The organism is Cupriavidus sp. CuC1 (assembly GCF_044627735.1).
GTDB classification, from domain to species: domain Bacteria; phylum Pseudomonadota; class Gammaproteobacteria; order Burkholderiales; family Burkholderiaceae; genus Cupriavidus; species Cupriavidus ulmosensis.
The window spans coordinates 53,085-66,038 of the sequence record NZ_JBIUHC010000041.1 but is presented as its reverse complement, the minus strand read 5'-3'; the positions used below and the strand labels follow the sequence as shown (position 1 = coordinate 66,038).

Sequence of the window (12,954 nt, the reverse complement as noted above, 5' to 3'; positions counted from 1 at the left end):
CCGGCCCAGCGCGTGGGCCGGCCGGGCGGCTGCATGCGCAGCGTGCCCGCCAGGCGCACGCCCTGCACAAAGCCCCCCCAGCCACCCAGCAACTGCCCGGGCAGGCAGCGTGGGCGCTTGAGCAGGCTGTGCGCCAGGAAGTAAGCGCCCGGGCAACTGCGCGATCCCACCAGCAGCTGGAACAACACAAGGCGCAGGCGCATCGCCGGCGGCGCGTACGCCATCGAGATCGCCGCCATGTTGCAGGTCTCTTCGAAGCAGCGCTTGCGCGCATAGCTCTCGCGCTCGTAGTTGTAGCGCGCGGCCGGATAGTGGTCGACGATGGCGCCGGGATCGAGCACCAGGCGCCATCCTGCGTGCCGCAGCATCTGGCACATCCACGTCTCGTTACCGGGCTGCGCGCCGTGCCCCTGCAGCCGCTCGTCGAAACGCGCCGTGCCCAGCGCCGCGCGGCGCAGGATCCAGTTGCAGCCCTTGAGCGTTTCCACCGCGCGCGGCGTGCCGCGCACGCGATGGGTCTCGCCGATGATCCTGCCCCAGCCGTCGCGATAGCCGGCCAGCGGCACATCCGGCACCGCCAGCGGTTCGCCATCGGCGCCGCGCACGACGTCCCGGCCACCGGCGCCGCCCACCGCGGCATCGGCAAAGTGGGGCAGCAAGCGGGCCAGCCAGTCCGCGCGCGGCAACGCGTCGTCGTCCAGGATCGCGAGCAGCTCGCCGGTTGCGTGCGGCAGGCCGGCGTTCATGGCGGCCACCACGCCCGGCTCGATCACCTTGACTACCAGCAGCGCCGGATAGCGAGCCTGCGCCGTATCTGCCAGCCACGCTGCCGTGTCGGGATCGTCAGCGCTGCGGCAGACCACGATCAGCTGGCTGGGCGCGGGCACAAGCGCGGCGGCAGCCTGCAGGCAACGCTGGAGCATGTCCAGGCGCCGGTAGGTCGGGACCATCAGCGTAACGCTTGGCGCATCGCTCATTGCATGCTTCCTCCATGGGGGGCAAGGCGCTCGTCGGTTGGCAGCAGGCGCCCGGCACGCACGGCGGCGGCGATCTCGCAGACGATGGCCGCGGCCAGCCCCGACGACAGCCCGAGCTGGAACCACAGCACGCCATCGAGCGTGGTCAGGTCGAGAAAGCGCGGCGCTACCGCGCACCAGGCGAGCACCACCGGCACCTGCACGAATGCAAAGTGATTCAGCCCCCGGTTGGCCAGCAACTGCCAGGCGATGCCGACCACGCTGGCAAAGCCCGCGCCAAGGCAGGCGATCACCAGCTCGGCGCCCAGCGAGGCGTAGTTCGGCCCCACCAGCCACAACAGCAACCCAGGCCAAGCCAGGGCGAGCAGCACCAGCGCGGCGGCAGGCAGACAGGCCAGCGCCACCCAGCCGGCAAGACGCCGCAGCACACCTTCACGCACTTGCGCGAAGCGCGGGATCACATACGCGGCCACCACGGCGCCCACCGGCATCAGCAATTGCCCGATGCGCGACAGCGCGCCCAGCGAGGCCGTTTGCCCGACCGCGCCGTGATAGGCGACGATGGCAAACACCAGCTGCCCCTGGACGCAGTAGAACGCCTCCAGCGGCAATTGCCGCCGCATGATGCGGCCGATGTATTGGCTGTCTTCCACCTTGCCCACGCTGGCGGCATGCGCCGCCAGTGGTATCTCGCGCGCGATCCAGCGTCGGACAAACGGCACACGCAGTCCCGCGAACAGCACGTTGACGAGTGTCGCGCCCAGCACGCCGAGCAGGCCCAGCGCGTAGAGCGCGGACGACAGCACCAGCCGCCCCACGGACAAGCCGGCATCGAGCGCCTGCAGCGCCGGCGCACGGTTGGCGAACAGCAGCACCTGGTCCACCACGCGCGATTGCATGTCGAAGTACCAGGTCACCAGCAGCAACGCCAGCAGTAGCAAGATCAGGATCACGCCCGCATGGTTGCGATACAGCAGCCACGCGGCCATTGCCAGCACCACCGGCAGCAGCCAGGCGGAGAGCTTCCAGCGCTGGCCCATGGCGGCGCAAGCCAGTTCCGCGGCACGCTCGCGGTCCGGCCAGGTTTTGCCCAGGAGGGCGTTCAGGCCAAGCTGGATGCCGCCCTTGGTGACGATGGCGATGGCGCCCATGATCAGGCCGACCACGGTGTAGATGGCGTAGTCGCCCACATCCAGCCAGCGCGCCAGCAGCAGGCCGGTGATGGCGCCGATCCCCTGCGAGAGCACCGCATAGACGAGGAATTTGAGCAGCTTCACGGCGGTCCCGCTCCCCGCGCGATGACGCTGTGGCATGATGGCGCGACCATGGCCTTGTCTCCTCTATCCCGCCGTCGCTTGCTGCACGGGCTGCGCGGCCTCGGTCGCGCCATGGATGATGTCGAGGAGGCGTTGCGCCGCCTGCCCGGCCTGAAAGCGCCGGGCAAAGGATAGCCGCGCGGCAGTGCGCATGCGCGCCCGCGCGGCGGGCTCGGCCTGCAGCCACTGCTGCAGGGTAGCGGCAGCGCCATGCGCTGTGTCGGGGCCGACCAGCCCGGCGCCGTCGGCAACGATCTCGCGCCAGATGTTGACCTTGTCGGAGATCAGCACCGGCACGCCGCAACCAAGCGCCTCGGCCACCGCCACGCCGAAGTTTTCCTGGTGCGAAGGCAGGCAGAACACCTCGGCCGCGTGAAAGGCGCCCCACTTGAGATCGCCCTTGAGCATGCCGGTCCAGCTCACGCGCGCGGACAGGCCAAACGCGGCAATGCGCTGCTCCAGCGCCGCGCGCAACGCGGCGTCGTACGGTCCGGCCAGCACCAGATGCAGCGCGGGATGCTCGGCGGCCACGCCGGCGAAGGCTTCGACCAGCAGGTCGCAGCCCTTCTTCTCGTGGATCCGGCCAAGGAACAGCACGCTGCGCTTGTCGCGCACCTCCGGGAAAGCGCAGAAGAAGGCCTCCCGCAAGGGCACGCTGTCTTGCGGCGGCTGCGCCGTGCCGTAGCTTGCCACCACCTCCCGGCACCGATACGGCCAGAACGCGCCGCTGGCGCGCAGCTTTTCCTCGCTGCACGTGAACAGCACGCCGCGCGCGTGGCGCAGGACCCAATAGTCCCCCACCAGCCAATAGAGGCTCTTCTTGAGATGCTTGAGCGGATAGTGGTCGCGAAACCAGGGGTCCAGCATGCCGTGCGTAAACACAAAATACGGTACCCGCCTGCCACGCAGCGCCAGCCACACGGCCAGGGCGTGGAACTGCCACAGCCCTTCGACAATGACCGCGTCGTACTCTTCGCAATGCGCGCGCAGCCAGGCCACCATGTGCCGGTTGAATCCGTACTTGAACGATGAAGGCCCCAGCGCAATGACGTCGAGCTCGCTATCGCGCACGCAGGGCGCATCGGGCGCGTCGCCGCAGCACACCTGCACCTGCACGCCGCGCTCGCGCAGCGGCGCGCGCAGCTGGCGCACGCCCTCGATGGGACCGCCGCCACCCGGATCGATCGACGAGATCACGTGCAGGATCTTCATTGCCGGGTCCCGAGGGCCGACGGTGACAACTCGCCGGCCGCAGCCTTGCGCGCGATGAAATGAAACCAGTACATGTCGCGCAGGTCCTGGCCCTCGCGCACCGGCTCGCCGTTCAGGTTGCCGAACACCACATCGGTGTGCAGCCCGAGCTCCGCGAGCGCGCGTTTCTGCGCGGCGAGCTCGGTATAGACGATCACGATGCCGAACTTGTGCGCGGCGCAAACCCGGATGGCGTAGCCGTCGTACTCGCGGTTCAAGCGCGAGTGCCGCAGGTAGTTGAAGGTGGCAATCGGCAGGTTGCAGATGACCCGCGCGGTGTCGATGCCGACCGCGATGGGGTTGGCCGACAGATGCGGAAAGCGCACGAAGCGCGAGAGATTCTCGCGATAGCTCGGGCCGCGCATATTGTGCGTGGAGAACAGCATCAGGCCGCCGGGCCGCAGCACGCGCGCGAACTCGCGCAGGATGGCGACGCGCCCCGGATAGTCGACCGCATCGATGCCGTTGAAGCTGAACATCACCAGCGCAAAGCTGTTGTCCGCAAACCGCGACATGTTGCGCGCATCCATCTGCAGCACCCGCACGCCGGGATGATTGCGCTGGCAGATCTCGACCATTTCCGGCATGTAGTCGACCGCCGTGTAGTCGTCGCTCAGCGCACGCAGCAGCGCAACGGTGCGCCCACCGCCCACGCCCACGTCGAGGATGGGCTGGCCGCGCACTTCGTCTGCCACCCAGGCGATCGCGGCGGCCTCGCCGGGGTCGGTCCAATCGGTGGCGGTGCCGAACCACCGTCGCGCGCCCCAGCTACGCCATGCGTGTTGATTGATACGATCCTGGGCCGTGCCTGAAGCCATGACAACCTCGTGGAGATAAGCAACGTTGGACCAAAGCGCAGCTGTGCGGCTGGCAGGCTTTGCTGGGCAGATGACCGGTCTGCGTGCAGTGAGGATGCCGGGGCGGGATTCGGGTTTCTGTACGTTGCCACACACGGGTCGCCACGCTGGGGAACAGGCAATGGCGGCGTGCGATGCGGGGTATCCGCGGGGTCGCTTCAGGCGCGGCGGCGGGTAGCGCCAGCATCGCTTTCCTGTTGCGCAAGGGGGCATCCGGCTCGGCGGAACGCTCGCGAGCCGGCTGGACAATTCCCCTCATCCTGATGGCTGAGAGGGTTCTCATCCGTTTGTCGTGCAGCTGTCGTCCAAGGCTCATGCCGAGGGCGCAAGTAGGCCGCGGACTCCACCTTGGAGCGAGTTTCAAGATTGATTCGCCGCGCGGGCGCGCCACCCGGAAAAGCCATCAATGCGCTAGCAACATCCTTTTCTGTTGCAACGGTGAAACATTATTCGCCAATTACTGTTTCAGTCTTGAAACGTAATCCCGGCGATTATCCATCACCCGTTCGGGTAACCCGCCAGGCGGCCACCAACAAGGCTTTCCGGATGATGAGAACAAAGCTCTCCACCCTGTTTTGGGCGTCGCTAAAGCAACTTGATTTCGTGCAGATCAGACCATAAGATGACCTTAATTCGTTTTAAGACGAATGGCATTTTGGGGTGGGTTCAGGGGGTCAGCCTTCCGGCTAGCGGTCAGTTCCCGACAATAAAAAGGGACAGTCCGCCTTGGCGGTGGTACGGGGATAAATAAGGGCGGCACGCGTGGGGACCACGCGGGTCGCGCAGGCCATTATTCCGCTGCGTTCAACCTGTTTCCTACCGCAATCATACGGGGGGGGAAATAAGAACATGAACGCGCTGCTCATCGAGGGTCACCCACTACTGCGTCTCGGGCTGCTGCAAATGCTCGAACGCATTCATGGCGTCGACCACGTCATCACCGTCGACCCGGCCGACGTCGCCCTGCTGGACGGCAATCATTGCGACCTGCTGGTGTTCGGCATGCCTGCCGACACCGAGGCCGGATGGCAACTCCTCAACAAGGTACGCTCCGTGCTCTCGGCCGAGCGCTTGCTGCTGCTCGCCGATATGCTCCCGCTGCAGATTCCGGCGCTCGCCATGGCGCAAGGCATCTGCGGCTGCCTGCCGAAATCCGCGTCGCTGGCCGTGCTGGAAGCCGGCATCCGCCTGGCCATGGTTGGCGGGCAATACGTGCGCGGCCAGAACAACCGGCAAGCCGGCGCATCAAGCAGTGGCTCGCCGGGCCTGTCGGCCGGCAACTATCCTGTCGGGGGCCGCGCTCCCGTGCAGGCGCCGCTGGCTGACAGCGCGCCTTGCAGCCCCGCCGGCATGCGCATCCAGGCCACGCCAGCCTCGCGCGAATCCCTGGCAGCCACAGCTCGCCAGAGCGCTGTGGGAGTCGATGCCGGTGGCACCGGCGGCCACGGCGAGACCGCGTACGACGAAGCCGAGATGCTGCAGATCACGCCGAGGCAATATGAGGTGCTGGTGCTGCTTGCGCGCGGACATCCCATCAAGACCGTGAGCCGCATGCTCAATATCTCGGTGGCGACCGTCAAGAGCCACGCCTGCACCCTGTATCAGCGGCTCAAGGTGCGCAACAAGGGCGAGGCGGTTTACGCGGCGCTCCAGCGCGGCGCGTCGCTGGAATGGGTCAGCGGCGACGAAGCCACACCGCGCACGGCGGCGCGCAACGCACCGTCTGCCGGCACCCGGCCGGTACGCGCGGTCGCGGAGTACGGCACGGGCGCGTCCGCCGCGATGCGCTGAGACGCGGTTGCGGCGCAGTCAACCAACGGCGGCGGGCACAAGCCTGCCGCCGTATTCTTTTGTCCAAGTCCTCCGGCAAGCATTCCAGCATCGCAGTGCAATGTGTGACAGCGCACCGATTGGCCACTCCCCGCCTCCTAGGATGACAGCATCGGGGGACTGTCGCAGCAGTTGCGGTGTCCCTGTCGCCAAATGCCGGAGGCTGCCGTGAACGAGATCACCGACCATGATTGGCAACACACGGGCGCGCAACGCCAATGCCGGCCGCTGGCATGCCTCGCCATGCTCTGCGCGACCCTGTTGCTTGCCGCATGCGCGAGCTCACCGGGCATGCACTTCGACCCCAAGGCGCCGGTGGGCGCGGTCGGGCCCGATTCCATGCCGAACATCACGCCGATCACGCTGGATGTGGTGCGCAACCAGCGCACCATGGCGCAACGCGAGGTGGAGAAACTCGACGAGCTCTACGGCAAGCCGCAACCCTATCTCATCGGCCCGGGCGACATCGTCTCGGTGGTGGTGTGGGATCACCCGGAACTGGTCTTTCCCAACCAGACCTACAGCATCGGCGCCGCGTATGAGATCCCCGCAGTGGGCGGTGGCTCCAATGTGCCCGGCTATGTAGTTAGCGCGCAGGGCGATATCCAGTTTCCCTATGCCGGCGTGATGAAGGTCGCCGGCAGGACGGCCAACGACGTGCGCGACCAGATCGCCAAGGTGCTCTCGCGCGTGGTGCGCGATCCCCAGATGACGGTACGCGTGCTTGCGTTCCGCAGCCAGCGCATCTACGTGGATGGTGAAGTGCGCACGCCGGGCATGCAGCCGATCGACGATGCACCCATGACGCTGATCGAAGCCCTTAATCGCGCGGGCGGCGTGCTCAACCTGACGGGCGACAACAGCCGCATCCGCGTCACCCGCGGCGAGCGCAGCTGGCACGTCAACATCCCGGCGCTGCTGGCGCGCGGCATCGACCCCTCGCGCATCATGCTGAAGAACGGCGACATCGTGCGCGTGGAGCAGCGCGAGGACAGCAAGATCTTCGTCACCGGCGAAGTCGTGCGTCCCACCACCTTGCTGATGCGCAACGGCCGCATGACGCTCAACGAAGCCATTGGAGACGCCGGCGGCGTGAACCCGAACACCGCCAATGCCGAGCAGATCTTCGTGATCCGCAAGGCGGCGGACGGCGAGCCCAAGGTCTACCACCTGGATGCCACCTCGCCCGTGGCACTGGCCATCGCCGAAGGCTTCGAGCTCGAGGCGAAAGACGTGGTGTTTGTCGATGCGCGTGAACTGGTGCGCTGGAGCCGCGTGGTCAACCTGCTGCTGCCGTCGACTGGCGGGGTTTTCAGCGCCGCCAGCGTGGTCAAGTAGGCGAGCCCGCAATGATCCGCTCGATCCTGGTTGTCTGCATCGGCAATACCTGCCGCAGCCCGATGGCACAGGGCCTGCTAAGCCACGCGCTGCCCGGCTGCACGGTGAGCTCTGCCGGGCTGGCCCCGCTGGAGGGCGCCGCCGCCGACCCGCATACGGTGCGCCTGCTTGCGGAGGACGGCCTCGATCTCGCCGGGCACCGCGCGCGCGCCGTGGACGGTGACATGATCAACGGCGCCGACCTGGTGCTGGTGATGGACACAGAACAAAGAGAAGCGCTTGAGCGCCAGTATCCGCATGCACGCGGCAAGGTCTACCGGCTTTGCGAATTCATGCACGCCGACGTACCCGATCCCTATGGCTGTTCGCAGAATATGTTCAGGATCGTGTTGGGGCTGATCAGGCAAGGGGTCGATTCATGGTCGGTGCGCATTCGCGCCATTGCTCGGGACCAATGTCACGGGGAGGTAGCATGAACACGTTCAATCCACACGAGGCACTGCCGGGGGGGCGCGCTCAGCGGGAGAAGTCGATCGACCTGACCGGCTATCTCGACGTGCTGATGCGCTACCGCTGGACCTTCATCCTGATCGCAGGCACGGTCTTCGGCCTGGGCGCAACCTACGCGTTCTTCACCAAGTCTGTCTACCATACCGATATCGTGGTGCAAGTGGAGGACACGGGCAGCGGCACCAACAGCAAGCTCGCGGGCAGCGTGGCGCCGGTCTTCGACGTCAAGCCGGCCGCCGCCGCGGAGATCGAGCTGCTGCACTCGCGCATGGTGGTGGGCAAGGCCGTGGAAAGCCTGAAGCTTTTCATCGACGCCAAGCCGAGCTATTTTCCGGTGATCGGCCAGGCGCTGGCTCGCTACAACCCTGGCCTGTCGGAACCCGGCCTCTTTGGCTGGGGCGGCTTTGTCTGGGGCGACGAACGCATCACGGTAGGCCGCCTCGACATGCCGACGCGGCTGGAGGGCACCAGGATGATGGTGACGGCCCTTGACGGCAAACGGTACCGGCTGAAGATCAAGGGCGAGCAGACCATGGCAACGGGCACCATCGGCCAGCCGCTCGTTGTACCGACCACGCGCGGCAACATCGAGATCCTCATCACGGAACTCGAAGGCAATCCGGGCGCGACCTTCAACGTGACGCGGCTGCCGCGGGCCATTGCCATCGCACAGTTGCAGCAATCCCTGCAGATTGCCGAGCGCGGCAAGTCGAGCGGCGTGATCGGCATCACCCTTGAAGGCCCGGACCCGGACCTGATCGCGGCAACGCTTAACGAGATCGGCAGCGAGTATGTCGACCAGAACGTGCGCCGCAGGGCGGAGGAGGCCGAGAAATCCCTGGCCTTCCTCGACCAGCAGCTGCCGCAGGTCAAGCAGCAGGTGGAAACGGCCGAGACGCGCTACAACGCGCTGCGCAACCAGCGGGGCACGATCGACCTGGGCGAAGAATCAAAGCTGATCCTGTCGCAATCCGTGCAGCTGCAAACCCGCTTGCAGGAGCTGCGCGCAAAGCGCCAGGAACTGGTGACGCGCTTTACCGGCAGCCACCCCAGCATCGGCATCATCGACGAGCAGATCGCCGGCCTGAACACGGCGCTCGCCGGCGTGACCACACGCATCCAGAAGCTGCCCGAGGTGGAGCAAAACGTGCTGCGCCTGCTGCGCGACGTCAAGGTCAGCACCGAGTTGTACCAGTCGTTGCTCAACGACGCCCAGCAACTCAAGCTGACCAAGGCCAGCAAGGTGGGCACCGCGCGCATGGTCGACCCGGCTGAAGTGCCCTTGCAGCCCGTGCGGCCCAACCGGTCGCTGCTGGTGATCTTCTCGGCCATGCTTGGCACCGTGGGCGCGCTGATCGTGGTGTGCCTGCGCCACATGCTGGACGGCGGCGTCGCCGAGGCGGACGATATCGAAAGCCTGACAGGGTTCACGGTGTACTCCACCATCCCGTTCAGCCCGGAACAGTCGCGCCTGGCCACGCAGGGCAACCCGAAAGTCTCGCTGCTGGCCTGCCGGATGCCGGACGATCCCGCCATGGAAAGCTTGCGCAGCTTCCGCACCGCGTTGCAGTTCTCGCTGCTTGGCAACCGCCATCCGGTGGTGCTGGTGACTGGCCCGGCGCCGGGCGTCGGCAAATCCTTTATCTGTGCCAACTTCGCCGCGGTGCTCGCCGCCGGCGGCAAGCGCGTGGTGCTGATCGACGCCGACCTGCGGCGGGGCAACCTGAACCGGCGCTTCGACACCGACCGCGGCCCCGGCCTGACCGAGTTGCTGCAGGGCGCGCCGGTAGAACCCGCCGTGCGCAGGCAGGTTGTGCCCGGGCTGGATTTCATTCCCACCGGGACACTGCCCGAGCATCCCGCGGACCTGCTGCTGAGTCCCGCGATGGATGCGCTGCTCAATGCGCTAAAGGCGAACTATGACATCGTGCTGATCGATACGCCGCCAGTGCTGGCCGCCTCGGACACCGGGATCCTTGCTACCAAGGCGGATGCGGTCTTCATGGTGGCTCGGGCCGACTCGACTACCGTAGATGAGCTGGAAGCCGCGGGCAGGGCGATCAGGCAGGTTGGCGGGGAGGTCAAGGGGGTGCTGTTCAATGGGTTGAATGTGCAAGGGCGGTGGTATCGGGCGCATTACAACTTTGGCAAGTATCGGTACCTGAGCTATAAGTATCAGGATGTGGATACCGTGCAGAGCCGGTAACCCCGCTGCGCGCAGCGATTAGTCAAAGGCGCCGGGTATCCGGCGCCTTTTAGCTTGCTGACAAAGCTGGATCTGCGCTGTCGTGCTCCATCTCTCCCGCGTGCGGGAGGGGCTGGGGGAGAGGGAGTAGCAGCCGTCGTCATGGCGCGCGGCCGTGGCCCGTTCGGCGGCTTCGGCTAATGCATCAGGTTTGTCAGCAGTCTGAGGCCAGTCGCTTCGGTGGCTGGCTTCAGCTTGCCGACAAAGCCGGATCTGCGCTGTCGTGCTCCCCTCTCCCGCGTGCGGGAGAGGGGCTGGGGGAGAGGGCGGGCGCTCGTTACGCCTGCGTGCTGGAACACACCACGGGCTTCGCTTCATGTGGCTCCTAGCTAAGCCACCCCTCTCCCCGGCCCTCTCCCCATGAGGGGAGAGGGAGTAACAGCCGTCGTCATGACTCGCGGCCGTGGCCCGTTCGGCAGCTTCGGCTAACGCATCAGGTTTGTCAGCAGTCTGAAAGGCGCCGGCGTTTCCGGCGCCTTCTTGTCGTGCGCGGCGGCTGGCCCCCCGCTCAGGCGCTCGCCGTGCCTGACACCGCTTCCGCCAGCGCGCCGGCTCTTTCCTCGCTCGCCTCAACCGGCTCGCCACGCGCCAGCTGCACCTCGATATAGCGCACCAGATGCGCACCCAGCGCAGCGCGGCTGTCGGCAAGAAACAGCGAGTGATCGAACTTGGGCAGGGTACGCACGCGAATGTTGGCCAGGCCTTGCAGCGCTTCCAGGTTGCCGCCGAAGTGGTCCTTGGCTTCCTCCAGCCCGATATCGCTCATGCCGTAGAGGAAGTCCGTCTGCACGCCGCGCCGGTCGAGTTCCCGCATGGCGGCCCGCGCGAAGCCGGTCACGGTGGTGGTGTCGTCGCCGCCGCGCCAGCGCGCCACGGCGGCAGCGGCGCGTTGCACCACGCGCCGCTTGCACCGGCGTGCGAAGCCGGACAGGATCGGCCAGACCTTGACCTGGCCGCGCCATAGCCGCTGCCAGTTCTGCGCGCGGCGCACAGCCGCCACGTAGCCCCGCATGGACTGTACCCGTTCGTTCACCGCGGCGGTGTCGGCATCGTCCCAGCGGAATTTCGCCAGGTTGGCCAGGACCAGGCCGTTGACCGCCGGATTGCGCAGCGCCACGTGCAGGCTGATGAACGCGCCCGAGCAAACCCCGGACATGACGATGCGCTTGTACCCCTGTGCGCGCAGCCAGTCGACGGCGGCACTGGCATCGTCGCAGGCGCTCTGCGCGTATACCGCGGGAATGCTCATCTGGCGAGCCGGGGCCGGACTATCGCCCAGCGTGGAGAGATCGAGGCGCAATGCGGTTACGCCGTGCCGCGCCAGCTCGCGGGACAGGCTCACGAAGACCCGACCGTCGCCCACATGGTGGTTGCCGCCGGTATTGGGAAAGAGCACCGCGACATCGCTCGCGCCGCGCCGCGCGGGCTGGCAAAGGATGCCAAATTGCCGGCCGCGGTCCAGCCATACCCGTTGCTCGCGCACGCCGTCCACCTCGCACTCGAGCGCGAGGCCCTCATTGCCTGCCGCTGGCACGCCGCGCGCGGCGCCGCTGCGCCCGGCGGCGATGGCCGGGCGTACCCAGGCCAGCACCTCTTGCCAGGCGGTCTCAGGCACCTGCGCATACTCGGCGGCTTGCATCATGCCGGGATACTCGCCAAAGGCGCCCAGCGTGACCTCGACGCCCGAGCCGCGATAAAGCGTACCCATTTCTGCGACGGGGGACGTGGCCCCCGGCCAGGCGTCGAGCAACAGCACCCGCGGCGCGGGACAGCCCTTGCGGCGGTCCAGGCGCAAGCCTTCTAGCGTTGTCACGGTGTCGGGCTGGAGGCGATAGGCGAGCACCTCAAGCGATCCGTCGGTGGGCGGCGCGAGCTCGATGTCAGGGATGACGTTGTTGACCCAGCTGGTGTGCAACGCGCGCAGCTCGCGCAGATAGGCGCGGCCGCTGACCACCGGCGCCACCAGGACCAGTCCTGCCACAGCATCGGGTTCGCGCGCGGCCAGCGCCTCGGCGGCCAGGACGGCCAGCGTGGCCCCCAGGCGCAGGCCGCAGAGCACGACCCGGCTAACCCCGGCCTGCTCGCGCAGCGTGGCTACCGCGGCCAGGATGCCATGCACGCACCAGGCAATGTGCTCGCCGTCGGCGTCGGTGCCGGCGGAGTCCCCGGTGCCGGGATAGTCGAAGCGCAGCACCGGCAAGCCCGCCGCGGCGAGGTCTCCAGCCAGGTGGCGAAAGGCCCGGTGCGACCACATCGCCTCGTGGCCGTGCGGGTTGCACAGCACCACGCCCAGCGTGCCTGCAGCCTCGTGCAGCCAGCCGGCGCAGCCGTCGAACAAGACCGGTTTCATGCGTTCTCCCAAAGAAAAACGGGGCGTTGGCCCCTGGCATTGGCGCACGCAGAAACGGGTACGCTTTGCCTTCTGCTGTTGATTGTTCGTGTCCGTGCACCGTGCCCGCCGGCGGCTCCCGACCGGGCACAATCCTTCAAAATCCGCGTCCCGGCCCTCCCAGCGGCCAGCATTGGCCGCAACAGGCAGCGAATTTCACGACAACGCGCAACGTGCCGGGCACGTTGCGCGCTGGTTGCAAGGCGGCTTTTCACAGGGTCCGACCACACGCAGAAACGGG

At 67.1% G+C, this 12,954-nt stretch carries 10 protein-coding genes; 5 read left to right on the top strand and 5 right to left on the bottom strand.

What is annotated here, in order from left to right:
- The 4 genes from ACGLHR_RS19175 to ACGLHR_RS19160 form a co-directional block, all read right to left on the bottom strand.
- Positions 1 to 977 (bottom strand): glycosyltransferase family 2 protein (locus ACGLHR_RS19175; protein WP_400095871.1); only part of this gene is annotated, 977 nt, incomplete at its 3' end.
- Positions 974 to 2,254 carry a hypothetical protein gene (locus ACGLHR_RS19170; protein ID WP_400095870.1) on the bottom strand — a complete coding sequence of 427 codons (1,281 nt, stop codon included), beginning with the start codon at positions 2,252 to 2,254 and terminating at the stop codon, positions 974 to 976. The genes ACGLHR_RS19170 and ACGLHR_RS19175, both read right to left, overlap by 4 nt.
- A 63-nt stretch (positions 2,255 to 2,317) precedes the next feature.
- Positions 2,318 to 3,505, bottom strand: a complete 1,188-nt coding sequence (locus tag ACGLHR_RS19165; RefSeq protein WP_400095869.1) for a glycosyltransferase — start codon at positions 3,503 to 3,505, stop codon at positions 2,318 to 2,320.
- The gene (locus tag ACGLHR_RS19160; protein ID WP_400095868.1) at positions 3,502 to 4,362 is read right to left on the bottom strand and encodes a class I SAM-dependent methyltransferase; all 861 of its coding nucleotides are present in this window, start codon (positions 4,360 to 4,362) and stop codon (positions 3,502 to 3,504) included. The genes ACGLHR_RS19165 and ACGLHR_RS19160 overlap by 4 nt, the downstream gene beginning before the upstream one ends.
- Positions 4,363 to 4,749: 387 nt before the next feature.
- On the opposite strand from ACGLHR_RS19160, the gene ACGLHR_RS19155 reads away from it, so the two are divergent.
- The 5 genes from ACGLHR_RS19155 to ACGLHR_RS19135 all read left to right on the top strand — a co-directional run bounded on the left by ACGLHR_RS19155 (position 4,750) and on the right by ACGLHR_RS19135 (position 10,285).
- Entirely contained in the window at positions 4,750 to 5,022 is a 273-nt protein-coding gene (locus tag ACGLHR_RS19155) for a hypothetical protein (RefSeq protein WP_400095867.1), read from the top strand.
- A gap of 228 nt (positions 5,023 to 5,250) precedes the next feature.
- Positions 5,251 to 6,192: a response regulator transcription factor gene (locus ACGLHR_RS19150; RefSeq protein ID WP_400095866.1), complete on the top strand. Its 942-nt coding sequence runs from the start codon at positions 5,251 to 5,253 to the stop codon at positions 6,190 to 6,192.
- Between the two features lie 282 nt (positions 6,193 to 6,474).
- The gene (locus ACGLHR_RS19145) at positions 6,475 to 7,569 is read left to right on the top strand and encodes a polysaccharide biosynthesis/export family protein (protein WP_318231547.1); all 1,095 of its coding nucleotides are present in this window, start codon (positions 6,475 to 6,477) and stop codon (positions 7,567 to 7,569) included.
- Positions 7,570 to 7,580: 11 nt separating this feature from the next.
- Complete coding sequence (locus tag ACGLHR_RS19140) at positions 7,581 to 8,045, top strand: low molecular weight phosphotyrosine protein phosphatase (RefSeq protein WP_400095865.1); 465 nt, start codon at positions 7,581 to 7,583, stop codon at positions 8,043 to 8,045.
- On the top strand, positions 8,042 to 10,285 hold the full coding sequence (locus tag ACGLHR_RS19135) for a polysaccharide biosynthesis tyrosine autokinase (RefSeq protein ID WP_400095864.1): 2,244 nt from the start codon (positions 8,042 to 8,044) through the stop codon (positions 10,283 to 10,285). The genes ACGLHR_RS19140 and ACGLHR_RS19135 overlap by 4 nt, the downstream gene beginning before the upstream one ends.
- 547 nt (positions 10,286 to 10,832) lie before the next feature.
- Here the strand turns inward: ACGLHR_RS19135 and ACGLHR_RS19130 are convergent.
- Positions 10,833 to 12,674, bottom strand: coding sequence for an alpha/beta fold hydrolase (locus tag ACGLHR_RS19130; RefSeq protein ID WP_400095863.1), 1,842 nt, complete (start codon positions 12,672 to 12,674; stop codon positions 10,833 to 10,835).
- Positions 12,675 to 12,954: the final 280 nt, after the last annotated feature.

Coding starts and splice junctions, on each gene's coding strand:
- ACGLHR_RS19140 (WP_400095865.1), top strand. CDS start 7,581: ATGATCCGCTCGATCCTGGTTGTCTGCATCGGCAATACCTGCCGCAGC.
- ACGLHR_RS19130 (WP_400095863.1), bottom strand. CDS start 12,674: ATGAAACCGGTCTTGTTCGACGGCTGCGCCGGCTGGCTGCACGAGGCT.
- ACGLHR_RS19145 (WP_318231547.1), top strand. CDS start 6,475: ATGCTCTGCGCGACCCTGTTGCTTGCCGCATGCGCGAGCTCACCGGGC.
- ACGLHR_RS19165 (WP_400095869.1), bottom strand. CDS start 3,505: ATGAAGATCCTGCACGTGATCTCGTCGATCGATCCGGGTGGCGGCGGT.
- ACGLHR_RS19160 (WP_400095868.1), bottom strand. CDS start 4,362: ATGGCTTCAGGCACGGCCCAGGATCGTATCAATCAACACGCATGGCGT.
- ACGLHR_RS19150 (WP_400095866.1), top strand. CDS start 5,251: ATGAACGCGCTGCTCATCGAGGGTCACCCACTACTGCGTCTCGGGCTG.
- ACGLHR_RS19135 (WP_400095864.1), top strand. CDS start 8,042: ATGAACACGTTCAATCCACACGAGGCACTGCCGGGGGGGCGCGCTCAG.